We start from the raw sequence: 25,454 nt of genomic DNA, 5'->3' as shown, positions 1-25,454 counted from the left end.
AAGCGCCCCAACCGCTCATTCAGGCGTCTCTGCGCAGTGCCCATTCGACGCCCGGGCAGCGGTCCATGACGACGTCGAGGCCGGCGCTCAGGGCGCGTTCGGCGGCCGCCTCGTCGATGACGCCGAGCGGGAGCCAGATCGCCTTGGCCCCTGCCGCGATCGCCTCGTCCACCGACTCCCCCGCCAGCTCGGCCCGCCGGTAAACGGCGACCACGTCCAGCGGGTCCGGCACCTCGGCCAGCGACGCGTACCCGGGCTCGCCCAGCACGGTCTCGGCGGCCGGATGGACGGGAATGACCCGTCTGCCCCGGGCCTGGAGCAGCCGGGCCTGGTCATAGGCCGTGCGCTCCGGGTTGTCGCTCAGGCCCACGAAGGCCCAGTGCCGCGCCCCGTGAAGCAGGCGCTTGATGACGTCGCCGTCGGCGAAGCGGTCTCCCATGCTCGGCACCAACACGGCGCGCCCGCCGGAACTTCCCGCATTCATCTTCCGCTCAGCGGTTGCCGCGCTTTCGACGCCGTCGACCGCCGCATATGGTCCAGAGCGTTGAAGAGCGCTCTCGCGACCGGCCTTTCTGTCCGCGTGCTGGCGAAAGCCACGCCCGTTCCACAGAGGTAGAGCATGAGATCTTCTCTCGTTTTCGTCGCGCTGGCCCTCGCCGCCGCGCTGGTCGGCGGCGCGGGTAGCGCCCAGGCGGTCGCCGACCCGCTGCTGTCCCAGGGCAAGCCCGTCACCGCGTCGTCCGCCGAGAACGCCGGCACGCCCGCCTCGGCGGCCGTGGACGGCAACGCCGCCACCCGCTGGTCGAGCGCCTTCGGCGACCCGCAGTGGCTGCGGGTCGACCTCGGCGGCACCGCCGTCATCAGCCAGGTGGTGCTCAGCTGGGAGTCCGCGTACGGCCGGGCGTTCCAGATCCAGACCTCCGCCGACGGCCTGACCTGGACCACCGTCTACGCGACCGGCACCGGCACCGGCGGGACGCAGACCCTCGCCGTGACCGGGAACGGGCGGTACGTACGGATGTACGGCACCTCCCGCGGCACGGCCTACGGCTACTCGCTGTTCGAGTTCCAGGTCTACGGCACGATGGGCGGTACTACGCCACCTCCAGGGGGCACCATCCCCGACCCGACCACCCAGTCGCTGGAGGCGACCACCGGCCCGCTGGCCACCGCGACCTACACCGTCCCCAACCCCAGCGGCTACAAGGCGGGCACGATCACGTACCCGACGGCCAGTGGCTCGTACCCGGGCATCGTGCTCATGCCGGGCTACCAGGGCACCCAGCAGAACCTGAGCTGGCTCGGCCCGCGCCTGGCGTCCTGGGGCTTCGTCGTCCTCAACGTCGACACCAACACGCTGTCCGACAGCCCCGACCAGCGGGGCACCCAGATCAGGGCGGCCGGCACCCAGCTGCTCAACCTCGGCAACGCCACCGGCAACCCCATCTCGGGCAAGTTGAACGGCGTGCTCGGCGCCGCGGGCCACTCCATGGGCGGCGGCGGCACGATGGTGGCGCTGCGCGACGACGCCCGGTTCAGGGCGGGCGTGCCGCTGGCGCCCTACCACCAGAGCGGGAGCTTCGCCGGGGTGGCCAAGCCGACCTTCTTCCTGACCTGCGCGAGCGACGTCGCCGCGCCCGGCGGCACGTACGCCAGGCCCTGGTACAACAGCATGACGCAGGCCGAGAAGCTGTACATCGAGGTCCCCGGCGACCACCTCTGCCCGATGACCGGCTACGGCAACAAGGCCAAGCAGGGCAAGTGGATCGTGTCGTTCTTCAGCCGCTGGCTGCGCGACGACGCCCGCTTCACCCCGTTCCTGTGCGGCAGCGTGCGTGACGCCGACCGGAACAACACCTCGCTGGTGACCCAGTGGACGGACACCTGCCCGTTCTGAACGACGTGACCCGGGCACGGCTCCCGAGAGGGGGCCGCGCCCGGCCCGGGCTAATTGAGCGCCGAGTGGCGCCGGCTGTAGGCGAAGTAGATGACCAGCCCGATCAGGAACCAGACGGCGAAGCGCAGCCACGTCACCGGACTCAGGAACGTGATCAGCCAGATCGAGAAGAGCGCCCCGACGCCCGGCACCACCGGCATCCCCGGCAGGCGGAACTGGCGCGGCAGGTCGGGCTGCCGGTAGCGGAGCACGATCACCGCCACGCACACGACCACGAACGCCAGCAGGATCCCGATGTTCGTCAGCTCGGCCGCCTCCCGGATGGGCAGGAACCCGGCGATCAACGCCGACGCGACGCCCACGATCCAGGTGACCCGCGTGGGCACCCGGCGCACCGGGTGCAGCTTGGCGAACCAGTGCGGCAGCAGCCCGTCCCGGCTCATCGAGAACCAGACCCGGGTGACGCCGAGCATGAACGTGAACATGACCGTGAGGATGCCCACCACGGCGCCCGCCGCGATCAGGGACGCGAGCCCGGGCAGCCCGACGGAGGCGAACGCCGAGGAGAAGCCGCTCTCGGGATCGATCTCCCGGTAGTTCTGCATGCCGGTGAGCACGAGCGTGGCCAGCACGTACAGGACCATGGAGATGGCCAGCGAGTAGATGATCGCCTTCGGCATGTGCCGCTGCGCGTCCCGTGACTCCTCGGCCGCGGTGCTCATCGCGTCGTAGCCGAACACCGCGAAGAACACGGTGGCGGCACCGGTGATCGCCCCGCCGACCCCGAACGGGAAGAACGGCGTGTAGTTGTACGGGTTGATGTAGAAGAAGCCGACCACGATCACCAGCAGCACGACGGCGACCTTGATGCCCACCACGGACGTCTCGAACCTGGCCGCGGCGCGGATCCCGAGATTCAGCAGGAAGGCGATGAACAGGCACAGGATCGCCGCGAACAGGTCCACCACGTGCCCCGCGCCGGTGCCGGGCGCGCCGAGCATCCACGCGGGCAGCGTGAAGCCGAGCTGCTCCACGAGGAAGCCGAAGTAGCCGGAGATGCCGATGGCCACGACCGCGACGATGGCGGTGTACTCCAGCAGCAGGTCCCAGCCGATGCACCAGCCGACGACCTCCCCGAGGACCGCGTACCCGTAGGTGTAGGCGGACCCGGCCTTCGGGATCAGGCCCGCGAACTCGGCGTACGAGAACGCGGCGGCGGCGCTGGCGATCCCCGCGATGAGGAACGAGACGAGCACCGCCGGCCCCGCGGTCTGGTTGGCGACCGCGCCGGCCAGGGCGAAGATGCCCGCGCCGATGATGCCGCCCACGCCGATGGCGGTGAGCTGCCACAACCCGAGCGACCTGGCCAGCTCGCCCTCGTGCTCGGTGGCGATGAGCTCCACCGGTTTGCGTCTGAAGACGCCTCCTGAAGTTGTCATGACGCCCCCGATGCGACTATGTGCGTCCGTCCTGCCCACCAGGGCCGTCCCTATGCGAAGGAGCCCTGGTGGGCGGGGTCACGGGCGCCACGTGCCGCCCGTCCGCGAGGTGCTGCTGCAGCTCGACATGCCGGAACTGGTAGTACGGCCCTTCCGTGCGCAGCAGGCCCAGCCGGTGGGCGTCGTCCAGGAAGTCCATCGCCCGCAGCGGCAGGCTCCCCCGGGTGGCCAGGCGGGGGATCGTCAGCTTGTAGGCCAGCCAGGCGTGGTGGCGGCCCAGGACGAGCCCGAACAGCAGCCCCAGCACCAGGCCGACCAGGATCGACATGTCCGGGGGGATCCCCGAATACAGCAGGACGCCCGCGGTGGCGAGCCCGACCACGAGCCCGCCGATGATCCGGATGGCGGTGAGGTTCCGGTCGGCCTGCCAGGTCGAGCGCGGGGATCTGGCCGTCAGGTCGGCGGTGGGGCTCTCGACCCAGCGGATCAGGCTGAGCAGGGCGACGAACCCGACGAAGGACAGCAGCCCGATCTGCACCGAGGATCTCAGGGCGAAGACCGGCTTCCCGCTCGCGTAGGCCATGAGCCAGCCGACGATGGCCCCCAGGGCTCCGACGATCAGCCCGTCCCGGAGGGCGGGAAGGAGCTCGGCGAGCCTGCCGCGCAGGTGGAAGTCGGCGTGGCCCGGCGACTCGGTGAACCAGGAGCCGATCAGGGTCTCGGCCACGAGCGCGGAGAACAGGCCGGCCATCGCGCTGAAGAAGAGCGACTTCGTCAGCAGCCCGAAGGCCAGCCCGACCACGACCCCGATCACGGCGGCGGCCCCGAACCGGACCGTGCGGCTGGAGGTGTAGCGGGCCAGATGCCACCACGCGACGTCGCGCGGGTCCTCCTCGTTGCGCTCGAGCTGGCGGGACAGGTACGTGAGCCAGCGGTCGACCTGCTCCGGCGTCCAGGCGTGCTGGGGCCGGAAGGGCTGCGGCGGGCCCTCGGCGGGCGTACGCGTGCTCACCAGAGCCGGGATGAGCTGGTCGCACAGATGGTCGTGCAACGTCGCCGCGCTGCCGCGCCCGAGCGCCAGCAGCGGCGTCGGATCCACCCGCGGCGCGATGTAGGTGGCGCGGACCAGCCAGAGCCCCAGAGACGTCGAGGTGACCTCGGACAGTGCGGGGACGGTGCCCTTGCGCAGCTCCTCCAGGACCTGGGGCCAGACGGAGTGGGGCACCGGCGGCAGGCACGCCTCCAGGTAGTCGGCCGACGCGGCGGGCGACATCGGCTGTGGCTCGATGACCGCCGCCGCCGTGAGGGCGTCGCCGATCTCCTCGACGGACTCGGCGAACTGGTCGGTACGGCAGGTGAGGATGAGCTGGTCGGTCTCGTACATCGACCGGTTCAGCGAGGTCAGCATGTCGGCGCGGGCGGTGTCGGGCAGCTCGTCCAGGCCGTCGATGACGGGCAGCACCTCGCCCCGGGCCACGAGCGTCTCCGGCATGTCCGTGCCGAGGCCCTCCGCGCGCAGCGCCGGATAGTCCAGCGCCAGGCTCGCGGCCAGCCAGTCCTGCAGCCGCCCATAGAGGCGGTCGTCCCAGCGCGCGGCCGACAGCAGCACCGGGACGGGCTCCTCCGGCTCCCGCGTGCGCAGCAGTTCGAGGACGAGCTGCACGGCCAGGGTCGTCTTCCCGGTGCCCGGGCCGCCCAGGATGACCAGCCGGCGGCAGCGCAGGGCGCGGAAGTTACGTGCCATGTCCGCGATGTGCACGTCCAGGCCGGGGAAGGCCACGGTGCCCTTGGCGATGATCTCGGGACGGTCGGCGAGCTCGCGGCGCTCGGTCGAGTGCCAGGGCAGCGGCATGGGCTCGGGATCGCACAGCGAGCGCAGGACCGTCTCGTCGCGCCACTGCTGGGTCACCAGCCCGGAGAGGACGTCCTTCGCGGTGGCGACGTCGGCCGAGGTGGGGGCGGCGGCGGCCGCGCCCCGCTTGCGCCACCAGGTCAGGAACTGCACCAGGCCGTTGCCCAGCCCTATCGCGCCCGTCACCGCCGCGATGATCTGAGCGGATCCGGCCGTGATCCCCCAGTCCTTCGGCAATCGGGTGGCCACGGTCAGGATCATGGTGGCCAGGGCCAGGAGCAGAACGCCGAGCACCACCGACATCTTGGCCTGGCGATTCTGCCAATATCGTGCGCCCATAAATCCAGTATGTGCGGATAAAGAGGCTGGTAATTCTCCACGCAAGGTCGATAAAGCGGAAAAACCATTCACCTCATTGATGGGGGCCGCCAATCCTGTGGCATCGAATCGGAAACCCGTCCGGCCGCGACGGCCAGCCCCCTGCGGCCGGGCAGGACGAGGTTGCCGTCGGTGACCAGCATGAACCGCTCCAGATCCGGCACGATCACGTGCACGGCGGTGATCCCGCAGGGGAGGACGCGCACCATGCGGTGGTAGGCCGGGTGGCCCCGCGCGGCCAGCATCGTGGCCACCTTCCGCAGCTGGGCGCCGGGAGTCCCGGCCGCCGCGGTGGCCTGCGGAAAGGGGACCACCTGCGCCTCCCGCAGGGCGTCGGTGAGGTCGAACCGTCCGCACGCGTGCAGCGCGGGGTGCGCCGCCAGCCCGGCCAGATCGCCGCGTACGGCTCCGGAGCGCGGCAGACCCTCGCCGAGCGTGGCCTGGACGAGCTCCGTGAGCGCCCGCCAGGCGGCGTACGCCGGGTCCAGCGAGGTGCCGCCGCCGCGCCGGTGCGGACGGCGGTCGGCCGGAGCCGTGTACGCCAGCATCGTCGGCATGCCGAGGTCGCTGGTGATGTCCAGCAGGTGCACCGGTGACCCGGTCAGCTCCTCCGCCGTCGCGTAGGCCCGCGCGAGGCCGTGCGGAAGCGTCCCCGGGTCGATCAGCCTGAGCCGGAAGCCGTCCCCGCCCAGGAAGGCGCGTACGAGGAGCAGCGACAGGGCGTCCCGCTCCACGGCCTCGTTGAGGGCGTGCAGCAGCGCCTCGGCGGCGGTGATGCCGACGGCCGAGCCGCTGTTGCAGCTGTAGCGCATCAGGTCGGCGTAGTCGCAGTCGTCCCCGGCCAGCTCGCGCAGCGGCGCGGCGCCGGTCTCGGCGTACCAGGGGGCCGACAGGAACAGCGGCACCAGCGCGTCGACGCGCCTGTGGGGGAGGGGCGGCCCGTCGAGGAGGCGATAGCGCAGGCAGGCCATCCGCCGGCCGGGCGTCCCGGTCAGCAGCAGCGCGCAGGCGTCCCCGCGCAGCGGGCCCGTGGCGAGGGCGGTGGGCGCGACGGGCCGCACGGCGGCGGGGTCGAACCCGGCCGGGCCGGTGAGGTAGTGCTCGACGGCCTCGAACAGAGCGCCCACGCGGGCCTCGTCCGGGCGTCCTTTGCCCATCCCGCACGCGACCGGCGAGAGGTCCCCCGCGCCGCCGAGCAGGCGGCACCACCAGGCGGTCGGGTCGCGGCCGTCGCCCGCGTCAACGAGCTCCGCCCGCAGGCCGAGCGCGGTCAGTGCCGCGGACGCCCGCCTCCCGGCCTCGTCCAGCGGCACCGCTCGTTCCGCCGCGCAGAACGGCCGCCCCGCCCGTCGCGGGGATTTCGGAAATCGACGCGGCCTACCTTCTGCCATCGCCGGTCGTGGCGGACAGCAGCTCGCCCAGCCGGTCGAGTTCGGCCTGGGTCAGGTGCTGGGTCGCGCGATCCAGCGACTCGGTCACGATATAGTCCACGACATTTCCCATGAGCCTCCCCCTTCCTTTCCGCCTTAATTGTAGCGCCGCCTCTGCAAAAGCCTAGAAAGGCTATTTGCGGACTTATTTACATTTTCTGGGGGATGGCCGCGGCCGGGGTGGGTACCCATCCCTGTCATCCGGAGTCCCAAGATCGTCACTCTGAGTGAGATGACGGCCGTTACGGTCACGAACCGTGTGCTGACAAAGAGTCAACCCGCCATTCGTGATGTTTCTTCGCATCCGTACCTTGAAGTACATCTGGCCCATCGGCATAGTGGACGCACCACAGGCGTGCCAGTCGTGGCGGACATTCTCGGGGTAGTGCCGGTTCGCGACTGCCCGGCGGCGCATCATCCGGTGCGCGGAATTGGACATGATGGATGAGTTCGCCCCCGCCGATCCGTACCAAGCTGCTCAGGATTCTCCTGCTTCCGCTGGTCTCCATGGTCGCTCTGTGGGGGTTCATCGCCTACTCCAGCGTTGAGGAGATCGTCACCGTCTCCCAGGCGCAGGACCGCTGGGAGGGCATCGGGTCGCCGGTGCTGCAGCTGATCGTCGAGTTACAGCGGGAGCGCCAGCTCTCGGCGGAGGCGGTCCGCGGCACCGGCTCGTACGAGCCGCTGGCCGAGCAGCGGCGGATCACCGACGGCAAGGCCAAGCGCCTGCGCGAGGTGATCAGCGCCCTCGACGTCGGGGCGGCGGACGGGGAGACCCCGGCCCAGGTGCAGGCGCTGCTGCAGGCGCTCGACGGGCTGCAGTCGCTGCGCGATTCGGCCGACGGCGGCGTGCTGGCCCCGCCGCTGACCATCATCGAGGCGTACAACAACCTGATCAGCGTCGCCAACGGGCAGTTCAGCGACCGCGACGCGCTCAGCGACGTCTCGTCCTACCAGGCGGTGCGCGGCATGGCGGCCTACAGCGCCGCGGCCGAGTATCTGGGCCGTGAGCACGCCGTGCTCACCACCACGATCGTGCACCACAAGATGACCCCCAGGGACCGGGCGTCGTTCGTCTCCGCGATGACCAGCCGCCGGCTCGTCTTCGCCAACGCCGAGCGCGACGTCGGCCCCGAACTGCGGGCGAACTACGACCGGCTGGTCGCCAGCGCGTCGTTCAAGCGGCTGGTGGACGCGGAGGACCTGCTGTTCGGCTGGGACACCAGCGGCGGCGCGCCGCCCGTGGACCCCACCGTGTGGAAGCGGGACGCCGACGCCATCTTCGGCGCGATCAGCCGCGACACGCAGACGGAGCTGGCCCGCACCGCGGAGGAGGCGCAGTCCCAGAAGTCCGGTGCGTACTGGCGGATCGGCCTGGTCCTGCTCCTGGGGCTGTTCGCGGTGGTGGCGTCGGTGGCGCTGTCGTACCGGTTCGGCCGCTCGCTGATCGCCGAGCTCAGCCGGCTGCAGGAGTCGGCCGTGGAGCTGGCCGAGCGGCGGCTGCCCCGGCTGGTCGAGCGGCTGCGCCGCGGCGACGACGTGGACCCGGCCACCGAGGCGCCCGGCCTCGACCGCGCCGACACCGCCGAGGTCGACCGGGTGGTGCACGCCTTCTCCGCCGTACGCCGTACGGCGGTCGAGGCGGCGGTGGGCCAGGCGACCCTGCGCAAGGGCGTCGGCCTGGTCTTCCTCAACCTGGCCCGGCGCAACCAGGCGCTGCTCCACCGCCAGCTCACGCTGCTCGACACCATGGAACGCCGGGTCGAGGAGCCGGAGGTCCTGGAGGACCTGTTCAAGCTCGACCACCTGACCACCCGCATGCGGCGGCACGCCGAGAACCTGATCATCCTGTCCGACTCCGCCCCCGCGCGGCGCTGGCGCGACCCGGTGCCGCTGTTCGACGTCGTACGCGCGGCGGGGCTGGAGGTCGAGGACTACACCCGCGTCACCGTCGTACCGATGCCGAACGCCCCGCTGCTGGTCGGCCCCGCCGTCACCGACGTGATCCACCTGGTCGCCGAGCTGGTGGAGAACGCCACCGTCTTCTCCCCGCCCGACACGACCGTGCACATCCGCAGCATGACCGCGGCCAACGGCTTCGCGCTGGAGGTGGAGGACCGGGGCCTGGGGCTGAACCAGTCCACCCTCGACGAGCTCAACTCCCGGCTGGCCGACCCGCCGGAGTTCGACCTGGCCGACAGCGACCGGCTCGGCCTGTTCGTGGTGTCCAGGCTCGCGGGCCGGCACGGGATCAAGGTCTCGCTGCGCCGCTCGCCGTACGACGGGACCACCGCGATCGTGCTGCTGCCGGCCTCCCTGCTCGTCAACCTCCAGCCCCCGGTCGTCGTCGCGCCCGCCACGGACCGCGTCGCCGCGCACATAGCCAGGCCCATGCGCGCGCTCGGCACCGGGCCCGCCGAGCCCCGGTCCCGCGGGGTGGCCGTCGCCCCTGAGCCCTTCCCGCCCCTTGGGCCGGACGCGCCCGCCCGCGCCCCGGAGCGCGGGACCTGGTTCGAGGCCGGGCCCGCGCCGACCCCGATCCTCCAGGCCGGGCCAGTGAGTGGGCCTGTGAACGGCTCCGCGAACGGGCTCACGGGCTCGTCCTCCAACGGGCTCACGGACGGGCTCACGGGCGGACTCGCGAACGGACTCGCGGGCGGACCCGCGGATGGGCTCGCGAACGGACTCGCGGGCGGACCCGCGGACCGGCTCGTGGACGGGCTCGTGGAGGAACCGGACAGCGGGCCCGCCACTGGACCGATCCGGATTCCGACGCCGGTCCCCGGCCCCGCCACCCCGCCCGGCCCGCCCGCCGACTGGAGCGTCACGGTGCCGGCCGAGGACGCGGACGAAGACCTCGACGGGCTGCCGATGCGGGTACCGCAGGCCAGCCTGGCTCCCCAGCTCCGCTCCGCCAGACGCGCGGACCGGCGCGGCACCCCGGCGCGCTCGCCGGAGGAGCTCGCACAACTCATGTCGTCCATGCAACGCGGCTGGCAGCAAGGCCGTCGCCAGGCGGAGCAGGGACCAGACGTGTGGAACCGAAAGGACGACCATCCCGATGCCCGACCCCAGAAGTGAACTGAGCTGGCTGCTGGACGACCTCACCCAGCGCATCCCCGGCATCCGGCACGCCATCGTGCTGTCCGCCGACGGGCTGGCCATGGGCGGCTCCCGGGACCTGACCCGGGAGGACGCCGAGCACCTGTCCGCCATCTCCGCCGGCAGCCACAGTCTGGCCATGGGCGCCGGGCGCCACTTCGGCATGGGCGGCGTACGGCAGACGATCATCGAGATGGAGGACGGCTTCCTGTTCGTCACCGCGGCCGGCCAGGGCGCCCGGCTGGCCGTGCTCGCCACGGGCGACGCCGAGCTGGGCATGGTCACGTACGAGATGGCGCTCATGGTCAAGCGGGTCGGCGAGCACCTCTCCGCGCAGCCGAGGGGAGCGGCACCGGCACCCGCCTGGAACGGCGCGAGACAGTGACCGGGGAGGATCCCGGGCCGCTGCTCCGGCTCTTCGGGCTGACCGGGGGCCGGGCGCGCCCGCAGGGCGAGGCGTTCGACCTGGTGGCCATCGTCACGACGGTCGCCGGCACCTACGAGCCCACGGAGCTGCTCCCGGAGCATCGCGCCGTGCTGTCGCTGTGCCAGAGGCCCACGCCGGTGGCCGACGTCGCGGCGCACCTCAGGTTGCCCCTCAACATCACCCGGGTGATCCTGAGCGATGTGCGGCGAGAGGGCCTTGTCACCATCGAGCGCCCGCGCCCCGCGGCGCAGACGATCGACGAACGCATCTACAGGGAAGTGCTGCATGGACTACGCAGCCTCTGAGCCGGGGACGACCGCCGTCGCCTCGGCCTTGGCCATCAAGATCCTCATCGCGGGCGGCTTCGGCGTCGGCAAGACCACCTTGGTCGGCACCATCAGCGAGATCCGGCCGCTGCACACCGAGGAGCTGCTGAGCGAGCGGGGCATCGGGGTGGACGACACCTCGGGCGTGGAGTCCAAGACCACCACCACGGTCGCGCTCGACTTCGGCCGCATCACCATCCGCGACGGGCTGTGGCTGTACCTGTTCGGCACTCCCGGGCAGGACCGCTTCTGGTTCATGTGGGACGAACTGGCCCTCGGCGCGCTCGGCGCCGTGGTGCTCGCCGACACGCGCCGCCTGGGCGACTGCTTCCCCGCGGTGGACTACTTCGAGCAGCGCGGCGTCCCGTTCGTGGTCGGCGTGAACTGCTTCGAGGGGGCCCGCCGCCACGACCCGGCCAAGGTGCGGCGGGCGCTCGCGCTGAACGAGCGCATCCCGATCGTGCTGTGCGACGTCCGCGACCGCGCATCGGTCAAGGAGGTGCTCACCACATTGGTGAAGTACGCGGTGGAAGGCGGATGAGCCGGGTTCAGGGGGCCGGCGTGAGTGGCGGGACGGCGTTGCGCGCCCGTTCGAGGGCCTGATCGGGCCACCACTGGCCGGAGGCCGGGGTGACGACGCCGTACACCGGGTCGGCCGGTCCCGGGGTGCCCCGGGTGCACTGGCCGTTGGAGAAACCCGGGCTGTTGAGCCAGAGGAACGCGTCGGCCAGCGGCTTCCCGGTGCCGGCGGACGGCCGGGCGCCCGCGCCTCTGCCGGGGGGATTGCACCATTCGTCCGGAACCGGGAAGCGCCCGGCGGGTGGTTGCCACTCGCCGGCCCCGTTCCGGCTCGTGTCGACGACGAAGTGCGGCAGGCCGGACGCGTCGTCCGGCACGGCGGCCAGGGCCGCGTCGGCGCACGAGGCGCTCCGCGACGCCGCCCTCAGGTAGACGCACCTGGACAGCTTCGCCGCGTACGTGAGCGATCGCGCCGTCGGCCGGTAGCCGACGGCGTTGACGTAGAAGCCGTCGGCGCGCACCGCCCCCGCGTTGACCAGCCGGTCGGCGATCTGCGTGAACGCGGGCCAGCCCGCCAGCCCGCCGTCGAGGTAGACGGCGGTGCGGGCCAGGCCGGTCAGGGTCTCCACGGCGTAGGTGAGATCGGCGTACCGCTGGACGGCGGCGGACTCCCCGCCCTGCGGGCACTCGGGGCTGCCGGGCATCCGCGCCAGGCCGCTGGGCTCCAGGGCGACGACCGCGGGCCGGTTCCCGATGCCCTCGGCCACCGCGTCGATCCACGCCCGGTAGCCCGCGGTGTCGGGGGCGCCGCCGTTCCAGCAGTCACGTCCCGGGATGTTGTTGGTGACGAACACCGGGACGGTCCGCCGGCGTTCGGCCTGGGCGACCGCCTCGCGCGCGGTGCGGGAGACGTCGGCGGGGGAGCCGCCGGCGAGCCAGATCGCCTGGGGGACCTGCGACAGCGCCCGCATGAGGGTGGCGTCGGCCGTCCTGCCCTGCGCCGACCAGGTCCGGGACTGCCGGGCCGCGTCGGTGTCCGGCTGCACGTAGAACCGCACGCCGTCCGCGCGCAGCGGGTTCTCGCCGGGGAGCTCCCGCCACAGCGTGCCCGCCTCTTTCGCGACGGCGGGGTTCACCGCCGGGTTCACCGCCGGGGTCACGGCGGGCAGGCCGGGGAACAGGCTGGGGAGCAGGTACGCGCCCGCCGTCGCCACGGCGAGCGCGGCCACCGTGCCGCCGGCCCACGCCCAGCGCCTGGAGGTCCCCCGCCGCCGGCCCCGGTGCGCCGGGGCGGCGTGGCTCCGGTCCGGTGTGGTACGGCCCTTCTCCGCGGCAGGGTGGCCCTGCTCGGGGACGGCGTGGCTCCGGCCCGAGGCGGTGGCGGCCGGGCTCGGCACCCTGGGTTCGTACGGGAACCGGCCGCTCGCCCGGCGTCGTGGAGGGGGCCCGACCGGGACCAGGTCGGGCGAGAGGCGGATCGTCGCGCCCCCGCCCAGCGCGTCCACGAGCTCGGCGGCCGTCGGGCGGGCCGCCGGGTCCTTGCTCAGCGCCCGCGCCACCAGCCGGCCGACCACGCCGCCCAGCTCGGGGAGCACGGGCTCCTCGTGGACCACGCGGTAGAGCACGTCGTGACCCGCCCCCGAGCCGAACGGCGGCCGCCCGCTCGCGGCGAAGGCCATGACACCGCCCCAGGCGAAGACGTCGGAGGCCGGCGACGCCAGCCCGCGCACCTGCTCGGGCGACATGTACGCCGGCGTGCCCATCCTGGTGACGGAGAGGGTCGTGGAGTCGGAGACGAAGGCGAGGCCGAAGTCGATGACCTTCGGGCCCATGGGGGACAGCAGCACGTTCGACGGCTTGAGGTCACGGTGGACGACGCCGGCCGCGTGGATGGCCCACAGCGCCACCGCCGTGCTCATGGCCAGTTCTTCGAGCTCCGAGCCCGACATCGGGCCCCGCTCCACGACCGCGCGGAACAGCGTCGGTCCCGGGACGTACTCGGTGACGACGTACGCCGTCTCGCCGTCCAGGTCGGCCGTGAGCACGGGAGCCGTCGAGAAGGGGGCGACCCGCTGCATGGTCGCGACCTCGCGGCGGAAGCGCCGCCGGAACTCCGGGTCGCCGGCGAGGTGCCGGTGGATGACCTTGATCGCCACGAGCCGCCGCGAACGGCTCTTCGCGAGGTAGACGACGCCCATCCCGCCGGAGCCGAGCCGGCGCACGATGCGGTGGCCGCCGATCCGCCGCGGGTCGTCGCCGGTCCGCCCGTCCACCGCCTCGCCGTGTTTGGTGCCGTTCGCCATCGCCCGCCCATCCCGACCCGACAGTCGACAGGAGGTACGGCCGGAGCGGCACCGGGGTTCAGCTGAACGCGAGCAGGACCTTGCTCGACCGCCGGGCGTCGGCCGCCTCCTCGAACGCCGCCACCGCCGCGCCGAGCCCGAAGACGGACGTGACAATGGGTGCGAACCGCCCGGCGTCCCCGCTCATGATCGACAACGCGGCCGGCATCTCGTGGTAGAAGCGGCTCGACCCCATCAGGGTCAGCTCGCGGGTGACCGCGAGGTGCAGCGGCGCGGTGACCCCGCCCGGCGGCAGGTGCCCCACGTTGACGAGGGTTCCGCCGGGGCGCAGCGCCTCCAGGGCGGAGACGAGCCCGGCCTGGGAGCCGGAGGACTCGATCGCGACGTCGGCGGCGGGGATCGGCTCGCCGAGGTCCGCGCGGACGACGTGGGTCGCGCCCACCTGGAGCGCCAGCCGGAGGGGTTCGCCGAACACGTCGGTCGCCGTGACCGTGGCCGCCCCCGCGCAGGCGGCCAGGGCGGCGCAGAGCAGGCCGATGGGCCCCGCGCCGATCACCAGCACGTCGCGGCCCTCGACGCCGGAGCCAGGCCGGCGCAGGCCGTGGAGCGCCACCGAGGCGGGCTCGGCCAGCGCCGCAGTCCGCAGGTCGAGCCCGTCGGGGATCGGCACGAGGCGGCTCGCGGGCACGACGAGGCGCTCGGCGAACCCGCCGTCCGTGTGCGGCATCCGGGCGGCGCTGCCGAGATAGCGCAGCTCCGCGCAGAGGTTCTGCTCGTCGCGCAGGCAGTAGCCGCAGCGGCCGCACACCTGGGCGGGGTGAACGGCGACGCGGTCGCCCGCCGGCGGCCCCGAGCCGTCGGCGGCGGGCTCGGCCACGACCCCGACCACCTCGTGCCCCAGGACCATCGGGGAGCGCAGGACGGACTCGCCCACCCGCCCGCTCCTGTAGTAGTGCAGGTCGGAGCCGCAGATGCCGCCGTAGACGACCGTGACGACGGCTTCGTGCGGTCGCGGCGCCGGGGTGGTCCGGGTCTCGACCGTCAGGTGCCCGGGGCCGGTGACGACGAGGGCCTTCGCGTCCATTCAGATCACCGCCGTCATTCCGCCGTCGACGTAGATGACCTGGCCGTTGACGAAGTCGGACGCCGGTGAGGCGAGCCAGATCGCGGGGCCGACGACGTCCTCGACGCGGCCCCAGCGCGCCGCGGGGGTACGCCGCGTGATCCAGCGGCTGAAGTCGGGGTCGGCGACCAGGGGCGCGTTCAGGTCGGTGTCGATGTAGCCGGGGGCCAGGCCGTTGACCTGGATGCCGGCGGACGCCCATTCGGCGCACATCGCCCGGGTGAGCCCGCCGAGCCCGCTCTTCGCGGCCGCGTAGGGGGCGGTGGTGGCCCGCACCAGGTGGTTCTGGACCGAGCAGATGTTGATGATCTTCCCGCTGCCCCGGGGGAGCATGTGGCGCGCGAAGGCGCGGCCGACGAGGAAGCCGCTGGTGAGGTTGACGTCGACCACGCGTTTCCAGTCGTCGACCGGGATCTCGGTCAGGGGGCCGCGGATCTGCACACCGGCGTTGTTGACGAGGATGTCCGGGCAGCCGTACGCGGTGACGACGGCCTCGCAGGCCTGCTCGACCTGCGCCGGGTCGGTGACGTCGAACGCGTGGACCTGCACGTCGCCGGGCGGACGGCCGGGCGCGAGCTCCTCGCGCAGGGCCGCGGCCGCCGCCTCGAGGCGCGCCGGGTCGCGGCCGTTCAGCACGACGCGCGCCCCCGACAGCGCGTAGCCGCGCGCGATGGCATGCCCGATGCCGCGACCCGAGCCGGTGACCAGGGCGAGCCTGCCTGTCAGGTCGAACGCCGGGACGCCTGGAGCGGTCTGGAGGGGCACGTCAACTCTCCCTTGCAGGTGCGGATCCGAGAACCTCGACGCGTGACGCGCGGACGAGCGACGCGGCCGCGGCCTCCGCCGCCGCCGGGTCCATGGCCGCGATGGCCTCGACGACCTGCTCGTGCCGGTCCAGCGAGGCGGCGGTGTCGGCGGTGAAGAACTGGTGGCGGTCGGAGTAGCGGGCGTGCAGGGTGGCGATGAGGGTCTGCACGAGCTGGCTCAGGACCGCGTTGTCCGCGCCCCGCAGGACCGTGCGGTGGAAGCCGGTGTCGGCCGACACGAACGCGGAGCGGCTGCGGCTTTCGTAGGCGTCCCGCATGTCCCGGAGGTGCTCGCGGAGGGTGTCCACGAGGGCCTGCCGGGCACCCAGCGCCGCGATCCTGGCGGCGGCGGGCTCCAGGGCCTCCCGCAGCGTCAGCAGCTCGCCGAGCTGGGTGTCGGCGTCGGGGCCGTCCGCCCGCCAGGCGATGACCTGCGGGTTGAGCAGCGCCCAGCTCTCCTGGGGCTGGACGGTGGTGCCGACCTTGTGGCGCGGGCGGACCATGCCGAGCACCTCCAGCGAGCGCAGCGCCTCGCGCACGACCGTCCGGGACACCTCGTACTCGGACTCGACGCGCTCGGGGGAGACGATGCCGCCCACCGGGAAGTCGCCGTGCGCGATCCGGCGTCCGAGCGCGTCAACGAGCTGCGCATGCAGGCCACCCGGCCGGGCGCTTTCGACCATCGACAACCCTTAAAAGTATGATTAAACACACTATATAACGGCTTCGGTGGGGATGCCCGCCGCAGACGCTGCAGGGCAACGTGCGGATCGACGCGCTGGACTACGCGGTCTCGGCGCCTCGATCACGCCGATCAGCGAACGGGGCGCGGTGCGGGACAACGTCCTGCTCGCCCGCGCCTCCGGTTCGTCCGGTCCGTCGTCGATCCCACCCTGATCCCCGCCTCCAGCTTCATCGGCCTGCAGACCAGCACGGGGACCGGCCGGGCGAAGTTCGCCGCCGTGTCGGTCACGGCCCGGGGCCGCCGGAGCTGAACGGCGCATTCGTTACGAGAAATACTCGCAAATATCAGAACTATGTGTATGGGTATTGGTTTTCTCTGCCTTGGCCACATAAAAGCGTAACCGCAGGTCTATGGGCCACTTCAGTGCGATTCATAACCCCCCTACGCTGTCCCCGTTCCACTTACGGCGAGGGGGATCACGTGCTCGGAATCGACACCTGCCTGGCGGAGGTCATGTCCATACCGGGGGCGCTGGACGCCATGCTGCTCGACCACACCAGCGGCATGGCGGTGGCCTTCAGCAGTGCCTCGGGCGTGGACGCCGACCGGTCGGCCGCCGCGTTGACCGAGGCGCTGCGGGCCACGACCGACGGCCTCGCCCGCGCGTGCCCGGGCGAGGTCGTCCGCATCGACGACATGCTCGTCACGACGGACAAGGGGCACCATCTGCTCAGGCCGCTGGAGACGGTCTTCGAGGGGCCGCTGGTCATCTACGTACGCCTTGACCTGGAACGATCCAACCTGGCCCTGGCGCGCCACCGCCTGCGGTCGGTCTCCAGCCAGCTGACGACGTGAGTCATGACCAGGCTCGACGCACTCCTGGCCGGGCTGGCGCACGAGCGTTCGACGGGCGCGCTCCGGCTCGGGAGGAACGGCACGATCTTCCTCCACGACGGGCGCGTGACGTACATGGAGTGCGCCCAGACCCCGGGCGTCGAGCGCCTGCTCACGGCCCGGGGCCGGATGACGGAGGCGGCGCTGCGCGGGCTCCAGGCGGACGGCGGCTGCGCGCGGCTCCTGGAGGAGGGGCCGCTCACGCCCGGCGAGCTGCAGTTCGCGGTGCTGGGCGCGGTTCTCGACGCGGCCTTCTTCCTGCTGCCGATCAGCGGGACGCGGCCCAAGTTCCGGCCGGGGGAGCGGCACTGGCTGGGCGGGCAGTGGTTCTTCGAGGTGGCGGGGCTGGTGCGGGAGTGCGCGCGGCGGCGGGCGCACCTCGCCGACATCTGGCCGTCCGCGGAGGTGGACACGCTGCCGGTACGGCCGGTGCCGTGGTTGCCCGGGCACGGGGTGACGCTGACCCGGGTCCAGTGGGAGGTGATCGTCGGCGCCGACCACAAGGCCACGCCGCTGGAGCTGGCCAAGCAGCTCGGGCGATCGGGCTACGCGGTGCTGCTGGCGGTCAGGAGGCTGGCGGCCGCGGGCCTGCTCACCCCACCCGACCCGGGCCGGGCCGCTCCCGCCGACAAGCGGCCCAGGCATGCCGAGCCCGCCGGGACCGCCGGGGCCACCGAGCCCGATGAGGTCGCCGACGGTGGTGAAGCGCCTGGAGCCTGGCTGCCGAAGCGGGCGCGGCACCCCTACGAGCGGCCGCCCCACGATCCCGGGGCGGTGGCCCAGCCGCTCGGCCCGCCCGTGACGGGAGACCCGACCGATCTGGCGCTGCTGATGCGGCTCAAGAAGGCGCTCGAGGAGCTGGCGTGAGGTTCCCCGTACTCAGGAGGAGGCCACCGGTGGAGCTGCGGAAAGAGGTTCTGGAGGAAATGACGCTCCTGCGCGAGCGCACACCGGACGTGAGCGGAAGCGTCGCCTGCACCGTGGACGGCATACAGATCGCCTGCGACCTCGAAGGAGACCGCGGCGAGCAGACCGCTGCGCTGTCGGCGGCGCTGCTCGCGATGAGCAGGCGGATGCTGACCATGACCGGCCACGGCGCTCTTGAAGAAACGCTCATCTCGGGCACCGCCGGCTTCGTGGCCTTCTACGCCGCCGGCCCCACCATCGTCCTCACAGTCCTGGCCAAGCCCGGCGCGAACGTCGGGCTGCTGCGGCTGGAGGGCAGGAAGACGGCCGCCGGAGTGGCAGCCGTCGCAGCACGTAGGCACTGAACCGTCCCCTGGCAGAAAGGGAGAGAACAATGGCCAGCATGGACGTCTCGCTCAAGGAGATGATGACGATCGACGGCGCCCTCGGAGCGGCGATCGTCGATCACGGGAGCGGCATGGCGCTGGGCACCCTCGGCGGCTCCAAGGACCTGGACCTGCAGGTCGCCGCCGCGGGCAACACGGAGGTGGTCAAGGCCAAGCTCCGCACGATGGACTCGCTCGGTCTCAAGGACAGCATCGAGGACATCCTCATCACGCTCGGCGGCCAGTACCACATCATCCGGCCGATCACGGGGCGCGGGGGGAAGGGGCTGTTCCTCTACCTGGCGCTCGACCGTGGGCGCGCCAACCTGGCCATGTCCCGGCACCAGCTCCGGGGCATCGAGGAGAAACTGGAGGTCTGACCCCGGCCCTCGGGTGGCCCGCCCTCGCTCAACCGCGGGCCACCCACCCTTCCTCTCCACCGCGCCGCGGCCGGCCGGTGAGAGGGAGGTCGGTCGTACGGACCGAGACGAGGGTGGCGGCGGCGGTCGCGAGCCGCAGCCGGATGCCGTATTGAAACGGGTTGCAGTTCGTCTTTAGGCTGAGCGCATGATCCTGGACCGCTTCCAGATCGGCGGCGCCGCGGCCGTGGTCACCGGCGCGGGCCGGGGCATCGGCGCGGCCACCGCCGTCGCCCTCGCCCAGGCCGGCGCCGACGTCGCGATCTGCGCCCGCACGGAGGACCAGCTCCACGCCATCGCCGAGCAGGTGAAACAGGCTGGGAGGCGGGTCCTGGTCGTCCCCGCCGACCTGACGCTCCCGGGCGCCGCGGAGGAGCTCGCGGAGCGGGCCGCGGCCGCGTTCGGCCGCCTGGACGTGGTCGTCAACAACGTGGGCGGTGCGATGCCCCGCGCCTTCCTCGACACGAAACGGAAGCATCTCGAGAACGCGTTCCAGTTCAACGTCGGCGTGGCGCACGAGCTGACCAGGGCCGCCGTCCCGCACCTGCTGAAGGCGGGCGGCGGCGCGGTCGTGAACGTCTCCTCCGCCGTGGGCCGCGTGGCGGGCCGCGGCTACCTGGCCTACGGCACCGCCAAGGCGGCCCTGGCGCACTACACCCGGCTGGCCGCGCTCGACCTGGCCCCCGCCGTCCGGGTCAACGCGGTCGCCGTCGGCGCGGTCGCCACCTCCGCGCTCGACATCGTCATGAACGACGAGGGCCTGCGCGCCCAGATGGAGCAGGCCACGCCGCTGCGGCGGATCGGCGAGCCGGAGGACGTGGCGGCCGCCGTGCTCTACCTGGTCTCCCCGGCCGCCCGGTACGTGACGGGCAAGGTGCTCGAAGTGGACGGCGGGATCGACCGGCCCAACCTCGACCTCGGGCTGCCCGACCTGTCATGACTTGGTGAGGACGTAGGCGCGGCCGGGGTCGATCGCGACGGTCACGTTCGTGCCCTCGGCCAGCAGGCCCTGCGGATCCGGCCCCGGCACGGTCACCAGGAGGGTGCCCGAGGCGGTCTCCACCTCGTAGTCCACGCTGTGCCCGTGGAAGGCGGCCCGCAGCACCGAGCCGGTCCCGCCCTCGGCGGCCGGGCGGAGCGACAGCGTCTCCGGCCGGACCATGAGGTAGGCGGCGGCGTTCACCTGCACGTCGGGGTGGGCCGCCACCGTCATGGTCCGCCCCAGGGCCGTGACGACCGCGCCGCCCGCGGCCATCCGCTCGGGCACGACCTCGACGAAGTTGGCCCGGCCGATGAAGTCCGCCACGAACACGGTCGCCGGCCGGAAGTAGATGTCGGCGGGGGTGGCCGCCTGCTCGATCCGGCCCCTGTTCATCACCACCACGCGGTCCGACATGGTCATCGCCTCGTCCTGGTCGTGGGTGACGTACAGGCTGGTGATGCCGAGCCGGCGCTGGATGCGGCGGATCTCGGCGCGCATGGCGCCGCGCAGCTTGGCGTCCAGGTTCGACAGCGGCTCGTCGAACAGCAGCACCTCGGGCTGGACGACGAGCGCGCGGGCCAGGGCGACGCGCTGCTGCTGGCCGCCGGACAGCTCGTGCGGGGCACGGTTCTCCAGGCCGACGAGGTTCATGCTGGTGAGGGCGATCTGGAGGGCGGTGTCGGTCTCGTCCTTGGCCCGGTGCTGGGTACGCAGGCCGTAGGCGATGTTCTCGCCCACGGTGAGGTGCGGGAACAGGGCGTAGCTCTGGAACACCATGGCCATCGGGCGGCGCTGCGGCGGCAGCCCGTCGATGACCTCGCCGTCCAGCCGCACGTGCCCGCTCGACGCCTCCTCCAGCCCGGCCACGATGCGCAGCGTCGTGGTTTTGCCGCAGCCGGAGGGCCCGAGCAGCGTGATGAACTCGCCGGGCGCCACGTCGAGCGTGATCGTGTCGACCGCGACGACGGGGGCGCCGGCGCGGCCCAGGAACGCCTTGGTCAGTTCGTCCAGGTGGAGGCGCCCCCTGCGGGTCTCGTCCGTCATCGTTCCTGCCTTCCGGGGGAGCGGTGGAGTGTCGCGGAGCGCCCGACGAGCAGCCGGATGACCCCGAAGCCGGCCAGCACGATCGCGGTCAGCACCGTGCAGTAGGCGAACGCGACCCCGTAGCGGCCGGTGTTGGCGGCGCTGAGGATCTGCGAGGTGATGATGTGCGTGCCCGGGGTGACGAGCAGGATGATCGTCGAGACGGAGGTCATGCAGCGCGCGAAGCCGTAGCTGAGCCCGGTGAGCAGCGCCGGGCGGATCAGTGGCAGCGTGACCTTGCGGAAGGTCCGCAGCGGGCCGGCGCCGAGGTTCCTCGACGCCTCCTCCAGGCTCGGGTGCAGCTGCGACAGCGCCGCCGTGCCCGTACGCAGCCCGGCCGGGACGGAACGGACGACGTACGCCAGCACGATCGCCAGCGCCCCGCCCGCCACCGCGCTGCCGCCCACCAAGCCGGGCAGGACCAGCAGGTCGCCGACGTACCGGGCGGGCCGGTAGGCCAGCACGTAGCCGATGCCGAGCACCGTACCCGGCACGGCCACGCCGAGCGTCCCGGCGAAGTCCAGCCAGCCGCCCGTCCGCGCCAGCTGCCGCACCGCGAGCCAGGCGATGAGCAGCCCGAACCCCCCGGCGACCGGGGTGGCGATCGCCGCCAGCAGGGTCGTGTCCTTCAGCGCCTCCTGGCCCACGCCGAGCAGCACCTCGCGCAGGTGCGTGAACGTGAGCGCGTTGTCCACGCCGAACACCCGCGTGACCGCGCCGGCCACCATGGTGCCGTAGAGGCTGACGATGACCAGCGCGACCAGCACCGCCAGGGCGAGGACGGGCCAGCGCACCCAGCTCGTGACCGGGTGCACGCTGCCGGACGGCCTGCCGGTGATCGTGGTGCGGACCTTGCGGCCCAGCCAGTACCGCTGCGCCACGAACACGCCCACGGACGGCACCAGCAGGATCAGGCTGTAGACGGCCGCGCCCGTGGTGTCGTACTCGCCGGTCACGGCCAGGTAGGCGCGGCTGGCCAGCACCGTGTAGTCGCCGCTCACGACGAGCGGGTTGGCCAGGTCCGCGACGGCCTCCACGAACAGCAGCAGGAACGGCGCCGCCAGCCCCGGCGCGAGCAGCGGCAGCATGACGGTCCTGAAGACGCGCCACCGGGACGCGCCCATGGTCATCGCGGCCTCCTCCATGGCCGGATCGAGGCCGCGCATCATGCCGAGCAGCCCCAGGTAGGCGACGGGGAACAGCGACAGCGACTGGACGAACACCAGCCCGTCCAGCCCGTAGACGTCGTACTCGACGCCCAGCAGGTCGTGCGTCACCATCCCGCGCCGGCCGAACAGCACGATCGTGGCCGTGGCCACCGCGAATGGCGGGCTCACCACCGGCATCAGCGCGACGAGGTGCAGCAGCCGCTTGCCCGGCACGTCCAGCCGGGTCTGCACGAAGGCGAACAGGAAGCCGATCGCCGTGCCGCACAGGCCGACCAGCACGCCGAGGACGAGCGTGTTCCAGAGGATCCGCAGGTCGACCGGCGAGGTGAAGAAGCGGGCATAGCGCGGCCACGCCTCGGCCGACAGCGCCGAGGCGAGCACCGTGCCGAGCGGGAAGACGCTGCCGACGAGGACGAGGACGACGCAGGCGGCGATCGCCAGCGCGACGCTGGTCTCGCGGCGCCGCCTGCGCCGCGCCCGCGCGTGCGGGGGGCCGGCGGGTGCGCTCATCTGGGGGCCTTCGCGATCTCGGCGTCGAAGCGCCGGGTCAGGTCGAGCTTGCGGGCGCCCGCGGCGGTGCTGTCGTAGTCGATGAGCTTCAGCGCGGCCAGGTCGGCGGTCTTGTCCGACCGCTTCGCGGCCGGGTTGGTCGGCGCCTGGTACGAGTGGACGGTCGGCCCGATCTCCTGCGCCCCCGGCGTCAGCGCCCAGTCGACGTACTTCTTCGCGCCGGCCACGTTGTGCGCCCCCTTGAGCAGCGCCACGCCGCCCACCTCGTAGCCCGTTCCCTCGGCCGGGAACGTGACCTGCAGGTCGGTGAAGCCCTGCTCCCGCGTGGCCACGCAGTCGTGGGAGAACACGACGCCCACGCCGACCTCGCCCCTGGCGGCCTGCTGCGCGGGCGCCGCGCCGGACTTGCTGTACTGCAGCACGTTCGGGTGCAGCCGCCTCATGTACGCCAGCGCCCCGTCGTCGGCGCCCCCGTGCAGCTCCACCTGCGTCCACAGCGCCGTGTACGCGGTGCCGGACGTGGAGGGGTGCGCGATGCCGACGTTCTGCCTGAGCGCCGGGTCCAGCAGGTCCTCCCACGACGTGGGCGCCTGTACGTGCTTCTCGGCGAGGACCGCGGTGTTGTCGCAGAAGCCGAGCACGCCCACGTACACGCCGGTCCAGGTGCCGTCGGGGTCCTTGTACCGGTCGGGGATGGCGGCCGCGTTCGGCGAGACGTAGTCCTGCAGGAGGCCGTCGTCGGCCGCCGCGGCGTACCCGTCGGCCGGGCCGCCGTGCCAGACGTCGAACTCCGGATCGGCCCGCCCCGCCTTGATCCGGGCGAGGGCCTCACCGCTGGACAGGCGGACGAACTCCGCCGGGATCCCCGTCTCGGAGGTGAAGACGGAGGTCATCGCCGCGCACCACTCCTCGGTGGCGCCGCACGCGACCACCACCTTCCCGGCGTCGGCGCTCGCCGCTCCGGGGGCGCGCGTGCACCCGCAGCAGGCGAGCACGAGGGCGGCGCCGATCGACAGGACCGGACGTGAGCGGGCAAGAGGTGAAGCCATCGTCGACCTCCTGGGGCGGCTGAAGGGTTGCCATGCCGCAAAGCTAGGCCGCGGGGCGGGCCCCGCCGGTGACAGCGCGGTGAGCGTTGGTGACGGCGCCGTCACCTACCGATCGGGCTGGTCGGGCATCATGTAGCCGGCGCCGCGCACCGTCTGCACGTACGAGGCGGCGTCGAGCGCCTCCAGCGCCGACCGCAGCCGGTAGACGGTGGATTTGACCACGTCCCGCCCGCCGGTCAGGTTGGTGGTGCCCCACACCTCCCGCAGCAGGTCCTGCCACGACTGCGGGGTGCCCCGCCGCGCGGCGAGATGGGCGAGCAGCCTGCACTCGGTGTCCGTCAGGGTCAGCCGCCGCCCGCCGATCGTGACGGTGTGCCGGGCGGCGTCGATGACCAGGTCGCCGACCCGCAGCAGCGCGGGGCCGGTGTAGCGGCGCAGCACGGCCCGCGCCCGCAGGACGAGCTCCCTCGGGTGGAACGGCTTGGTCACGTAGTCGTCCGCGCCCCGCTCCAGCCCGGCGATGACCTCCTCGGGCCGGGAGAGCGCGGTGACCAGCACGATCGCGACATTGGGGTACTTGGCCTTGATCAGCTCACAGAGGGAGAGGCCGTCGAGCGCCGGCATGAGCACGTCGAGCACGACCAGGTCCACGTGGTGGGTACGGAGCAGGTGCATGGCGGTCGCGCCCTCGTGCGCCTCGATCACGTGGAAGCCCTGCGTCGTGAGCGCGAAGGCGATGATCGCGGTCATCTGGGGTTCGTCGTCGACGACGAGTGCGGTGGACATGGAGGCTCTCCCTAGCCCGGCAGCGTGAACAGGAAGGTGGTGCCGTGCATCGACGTGGTGTCCACCATGATGGATCCGCCGTGCAGCTCGATGATCGTCTTGGTGATGACCAGGCCGAGCCCGGTGCCGTCGGCCAGCGGGCGGCCGGTCACGAACCGCTGGAACAGGCGCCGCCGCTGCTCCCTGGTCATTCCCGCCCCGTCGTCCGTGACGTACACCGCGATCCCCGTGTCGATGACGGCCACCCGCACGTCGATGCCGCCGCCCACGGTGGTGAACCGGCCGGCGTTGGACAGCAGGTTGGTCAGGGCCTGCACGATCAGCATGGGGTCGGCCTGGATACGCGGCGTGACCTGCGGGGTGTCGAGAGTGATGTGCTGCTTGCGCTCGGCGCACAGGGCGCGCATGGCGATGACCACGTCGCGCGCCACGACCGAGACGTCCACCTGCTCCAGCCGCGGCGTGAACAGCCCCGCCTCGATCTTGGCCTGGGTGAGCAGGCTCTCGCACAACGCGATGACCTGCGCGCACTGCTGGTCCACGATGGTGATGAAGCGCTGCTGATCCGGGGTCAGCGGCCCGGGGCTGCCCTCTCCCAGCAGGTCCGCCGCTCCCTTGATCATGCTGAGCGGCGTACGCAGCTCGTGGCTGAGCGCCGTCACCTGCTCGGCCCGCCGCTCTACCAGCTCGCCCAGCCTGGCCAGCTCGGCCTGCTGGGCCACGGCCGCCCGCCGCATGGCGGCCACCGCCAGCCCGGCGCCGCCGAGCAGCCCGGCGAACGCCGCCGGCGCCGGCCACGTCCCGGTCAGCACCGCCGCCACCGCGCCCGCGACCCCGATCACGCCGGTCAGCAGGGGTAATCGCGGCGACCTGGCGATGCCGGACAACTCCTTCCATCCCATCCACGCCTCCCTCGCCGAAACGTGCGGCATCGTGAAAAGGATGACGTACCGGTACGCATGGCGGAAGCGGTGATCCGACGG

General features: G+C 72.5%; 23 protein-coding genes. 10 read left to right on the top strand and 13 right to left on the bottom strand.

All coding sequences use genetic code 11. The annotated features are described in order from the left end of the window. Positions 1-19 precede the first annotated feature (19 nt). Entirely contained in the window at positions 20-439 is a 420-nt protein-coding gene (locus tag AB0J87_RS55225; RefSeq protein WP_350740982.1) for a CoA-binding protein, read from the bottom strand. A gap of 180 nt (positions 440-619) precedes the next feature. On the opposite strand from AB0J87_RS55225, the gene AB0J87_RS55220 reads away from it, so the two are divergent. Beyond that, entirely contained in the window at positions 620-1,897 is a 1,278-nt protein-coding gene (locus tag AB0J87_RS55220; RefSeq protein ID WP_363982166.1) for a discoidin domain-containing protein, read from the top strand. Positions 1,898-1,947: 50 nt separating this feature from the next. On the opposite strand, the gene AB0J87_RS55215 is transcribed toward AB0J87_RS55220, so the two are convergent. The 3 genes from AB0J87_RS55215 to AB0J87_RS55205 form a co-directional block, all read right to left on the bottom strand. Then, a complete protein-coding gene (locus tag AB0J87_RS55215; protein ID WP_363982163.1) occupies positions 1,948-3,336 on the bottom strand; it encodes an amino acid permease in 1,389 nt (462 codons plus the stop codon). 16 nt (positions 3,337-3,352) lie between these two features. Beyond that, complete coding sequence (locus AB0J87_RS55210) at positions 3,353-5,527, bottom strand: NACHT domain-containing protein (RefSeq protein ID WP_363982160.1); 2,175 nt, start codon at positions 5,525-5,527, stop codon at positions 3,353-3,355. A gap of 68 nt (positions 5,528-5,595) precedes the next feature. Beyond that, positions 5,596-6,879 (bottom strand): YcaO-like family protein, encoded by a 1,284-nt coding sequence (locus tag AB0J87_RS55205; protein WP_363982157.1) that lies wholly within the window; start codon positions 6,877-6,879, stop codon positions 5,596-5,598. Between the two features lie 561 nt (positions 6,880-7,440). Between AB0J87_RS55205 and AB0J87_RS55200 the strand changes: the two genes are divergently transcribed. From AB0J87_RS55200 to AB0J87_RS55185, 4 genes are read left to right on the top strand one after another with little or no spacing between them, the layout of a single operon-like run. Continuing rightward, complete coding sequence (locus tag AB0J87_RS55200; protein WP_363982154.1) at positions 7,441-10,077, top strand: nitrate- and nitrite sensing domain-containing protein; 2,637 nt, start codon at positions 7,441-7,443, stop codon at positions 10,075-10,077. Further along, on the top strand, positions 10,058-10,483 hold the full coding sequence (locus AB0J87_RS55195) for a roadblock/LC7 domain-containing protein (RefSeq protein ID WP_363982151.1): 426 nt from the start codon (positions 10,058-10,060) through the stop codon (positions 10,481-10,483). The genes AB0J87_RS55200 and AB0J87_RS55195 overlap by 20 nt, the downstream gene beginning before the upstream one ends. Further along, positions 10,480-10,830, top strand: a complete 351-nt coding sequence (locus tag AB0J87_RS55190) for a DUF742 domain-containing protein (RefSeq protein WP_363982148.1) — start codon at positions 10,480-10,482, stop codon at positions 10,828-10,830. Before AB0J87_RS55195 ends, AB0J87_RS55190 begins: the two co-directional genes overlap by 4 nt. Next, positions 10,811-11,392 carry an ATP/GTP-binding protein gene (locus tag AB0J87_RS55185; protein ID WP_350740995.1) on the top strand — a complete coding sequence of 194 codons (582 nt, stop codon included), beginning with the start codon at positions 10,811-10,813 and terminating at the stop codon, positions 11,390-11,392. The genes AB0J87_RS55190 and AB0J87_RS55185 overlap by 20 nt, the downstream gene beginning before the upstream one ends. 7 nt (positions 11,393-11,399) lie before the next feature. On the opposite strand, the gene AB0J87_RS55180 is transcribed toward AB0J87_RS55185, so the two are convergent. The 4 genes from AB0J87_RS55180 to AB0J87_RS55165 are packed head-to-tail and all read right to left on the bottom strand — an operon-like array spanning position 11,400 to position 16,285. Beyond that, on the bottom strand, positions 11,400-13,673 hold the full coding sequence (locus AB0J87_RS55180) for a glycoside hydrolase family 6 protein (RefSeq protein ID WP_363982144.1): 2,274 nt from the start codon (positions 13,671-13,673) through the stop codon (positions 11,400-11,402). 58 nt (positions 13,674-13,731) lie between these two features. Next, complete coding sequence (locus AB0J87_RS55175; RefSeq protein ID WP_363982141.1) at positions 13,732-14,757, bottom strand: alcohol dehydrogenase catalytic domain-containing protein; 1,026 nt, start codon at positions 14,755-14,757, stop codon at positions 13,732-13,734. Further along, a complete protein-coding gene (locus tag AB0J87_RS55170) occupies positions 14,758-15,561 on the bottom strand; it encodes an SDR family oxidoreductase (RefSeq protein WP_363982138.1) in 804 nt (267 codons plus the stop codon). A 1-nt stretch (position 15,562) separates the two neighbouring features. Continuing rightward, positions 15,563-16,285 carry an FCD domain-containing protein gene (locus AB0J87_RS55165; protein ID WP_363982135.1) on the bottom strand — a complete coding sequence of 241 codons (723 nt, stop codon included), beginning with the start codon at positions 16,283-16,285 and terminating at the stop codon, positions 15,563-15,565. Between the two features lie 482 nt (positions 16,286-16,767). On the opposite strand from AB0J87_RS55165, the gene AB0J87_RS55160 reads away from it, so the two are divergent. The 5 genes from AB0J87_RS55160 (at position 16,768) to AB0J87_RS55140 (ending at position 19,832) form a co-directional block, all read left to right on the top strand. Continuing rightward, entirely contained in the window at positions 16,768-17,142 is a 375-nt protein-coding gene (locus AB0J87_RS55160) for a roadblock/LC7 domain-containing protein (protein ID WP_319719198.1), read from the top strand. A 3-nt stretch (positions 17,143-17,145) separates the two neighbouring features. Then, complete coding sequence (locus AB0J87_RS55155) at positions 17,146-18,048, top strand: hypothetical protein (RefSeq protein ID WP_355211086.1); 903 nt, start codon at positions 17,146-17,148, stop codon at positions 18,046-18,048. 29 nt (positions 18,049-18,077) lie between these two features. Then, positions 18,078-18,452 carry a roadblock/LC7 domain-containing protein gene (locus AB0J87_RS55150; protein ID WP_350741003.1) on the top strand — a complete coding sequence of 125 codons (375 nt, stop codon included), beginning with the start codon at positions 18,078-18,080 and terminating at the stop codon, positions 18,450-18,452. A 29-nt stretch (positions 18,453-18,481) separates the two neighbouring features. Further along, complete coding sequence (locus AB0J87_RS55145) at positions 18,482-18,853, top strand: hypothetical protein (RefSeq protein ID WP_363982130.1); 372 nt, start codon at positions 18,482-18,484, stop codon at positions 18,851-18,853. A 187-nt stretch (positions 18,854-19,040) separates the two neighbouring features. After that, entirely contained in the window at positions 19,041-19,832 is a 792-nt protein-coding gene (locus AB0J87_RS55140) for an SDR family oxidoreductase (protein WP_363982127.1), read from the top strand. Here the strand turns inward: AB0J87_RS55140 and AB0J87_RS55135 are convergent. From AB0J87_RS55135 to AB0J87_RS55115, 5 genes are all read right to left on the bottom strand, one after another. Then, positions 19,827-20,918: an ABC transporter ATP-binding protein gene (locus AB0J87_RS55135; RefSeq protein WP_363982124.1), complete on the bottom strand. Its 1,092-nt coding sequence runs from the start codon at positions 20,916-20,918 to the stop codon at positions 19,827-19,829. The two genes, AB0J87_RS55140 and AB0J87_RS55135, sit on opposite strands and share 6 nt — an antisense overlap. Continuing rightward, positions 20,915-22,636 (bottom strand): iron ABC transporter permease, encoded by a 1,722-nt coding sequence (locus tag AB0J87_RS55130; protein ID WP_363982121.1) that lies wholly within the window; start codon positions 22,634-22,636, stop codon positions 20,915-20,917. Before AB0J87_RS55130 ends, AB0J87_RS55135 begins: the two co-directional genes overlap by 4 nt. After that, the gene (locus AB0J87_RS55125) at positions 22,633-23,685 is read right to left on the bottom strand and encodes an ABC transporter substrate-binding protein (protein WP_363982118.1); all 1,053 of its coding nucleotides are present in this window, start codon (positions 23,683-23,685) and stop codon (positions 22,633-22,635) included. The genes AB0J87_RS55130 and AB0J87_RS55125 overlap by 4 nt, the downstream gene beginning before the upstream one ends. 105 nt (positions 23,686-23,790) lie before the next feature. Continuing rightward, on the bottom strand, positions 23,791-24,471 hold the full coding sequence (locus AB0J87_RS55120) for a response regulator transcription factor (protein WP_363982115.1): 681 nt from the start codon (positions 24,469-24,471) through the stop codon (positions 23,791-23,793). Between the two features lie 11 nt (positions 24,472-24,482). Continuing rightward, complete coding sequence (locus tag AB0J87_RS55115) at positions 24,483-25,373, bottom strand: HAMP domain-containing sensor histidine kinase (RefSeq protein ID WP_363982112.1); 891 nt, start codon at positions 25,371-25,373, stop codon at positions 24,483-24,485. Between the last annotated feature and the right edge of the window lie 81 nt (positions 25,374-25,454).

Source organism: Nonomuraea sp. NPDC049625, assembly GCF_040675285.1.
Classification (GTDB): Bacteria; Actinomycetota; Actinomycetes; order Streptosporangiales; family Streptosporangiaceae; genus Nonomuraea; species Nonomuraea angiospora_A.
This window is presented reverse-complemented; position numbering and strand designations above follow the sequence as displayed.

What these genes read in the sequence shown, in the direction of transcription:
- AB0J87_RS55165 (WP_363982135.1), bottom strand. Translation starts at nt 16,285, where the DNA reads ATGGTCGAAAGCGCCCGGCCGGGTGGCCTGCATGCGCAGCTCGTTGAC.
- AB0J87_RS55155 (WP_355211086.1), top strand. Translation starts at nt 17,146, where the DNA reads ATGACCAGGCTCGACGCACTCCTGGCCGGGCTGGCGCACGAGCGTTCG.
- AB0J87_RS55145 (WP_363982130.1), top strand. Translation starts at nt 18,482, where the DNA reads ATGGCCAGCATGGACGTCTCGCTCAAGGAGATGATGACGATCGACGGC.
- AB0J87_RS55140 (WP_363982127.1), top strand. Translation starts at nt 19,041, where the DNA reads ATGATCCTGGACCGCTTCCAGATCGGCGGCGCCGCGGCCGTGGTCACC.
- AB0J87_RS55130 (WP_363982121.1), bottom strand. Translation starts at nt 22,636, where the DNA reads ATGAGCGCACCCGCCGGCCCCCCGCACGCGCGGGCGCGGCGCAGGCGG.
- AB0J87_RS55135 (WP_363982124.1), bottom strand. Translation starts at nt 20,918, where the DNA reads ATGACGGACGAGACCCGCAGGGGGCGCCTCCACCTGGACGAACTGACC.
- AB0J87_RS55200 (WP_363982154.1), top strand. Translation starts at nt 7,441, where the DNA reads ATGAGTTCGCCCCCGCCGATCCGTACCAAGCTGCTCAGGATTCTCCTG.
- AB0J87_RS55225 (WP_350740982.1), bottom strand. Translation starts at nt 439, where the DNA reads ATGGGAGACCGCTTCGCCGACGGCGACGTCATCAAGCGCCTGCTTCAC.
- AB0J87_RS55120 (WP_363982115.1), bottom strand. Translation starts at nt 24,471, where the DNA reads ATGTCCACCGCACTCGTCGTCGACGACGAACCCCAGATGACCGCGATC.
- AB0J87_RS55115 (WP_363982112.1), bottom strand. Translation starts at nt 25,373, where the DNA reads ATGGGATGGAAGGAGTTGTCCGGCATCGCCAGGTCGCCGCGATTACCC.
- AB0J87_RS55185 (WP_350740995.1), top strand. Translation starts at nt 10,811, where the DNA reads ATGGACTACGCAGCCTCTGAGCCGGGGACGACCGCCGTCGCCTCGGCC.
- AB0J87_RS55195 (WP_363982151.1), top strand. Translation starts at nt 10,058, where the DNA reads ATGCCCGACCCCAGAAGTGAACTGAGCTGGCTGCTGGACGACCTCACC.
- AB0J87_RS55125 (WP_363982118.1), bottom strand. Translation starts at nt 23,685, where the DNA reads ATGGCTTCACCTCTTGCCCGCTCACGTCCGGTCCTGTCGATCGGCGCC.
- AB0J87_RS55220 (WP_363982166.1), top strand. Translation starts at nt 620, where the DNA reads ATGAGATCTTCTCTCGTTTTCGTCGCGCTGGCCCTCGCCGCCGCGCTG.
- AB0J87_RS55210 (WP_363982160.1), bottom strand. Translation starts at nt 5,527, where the DNA reads ATGGGCGCACGATATTGGCAGAATCGCCAGGCCAAGATGTCGGTGGTG.
- AB0J87_RS55175 (WP_363982141.1), bottom strand. Translation starts at nt 14,757, where the DNA reads ATGGACGCGAAGGCCCTCGTCGTCACCGGCCCCGGGCACCTGACGGTC.
- AB0J87_RS55180 (WP_363982144.1), bottom strand. Translation starts at nt 13,673, where the DNA reads ATGGCGAACGGCACCAAACACGGCGAGGCGGTGGACGGGCGGACCGGC.
- AB0J87_RS55215 (WP_363982163.1), bottom strand. Translation starts at nt 3,336, where the DNA reads ATGACAACTTCAGGAGGCGTCTTCAGACGCAAACCGGTGGAGCTCATC.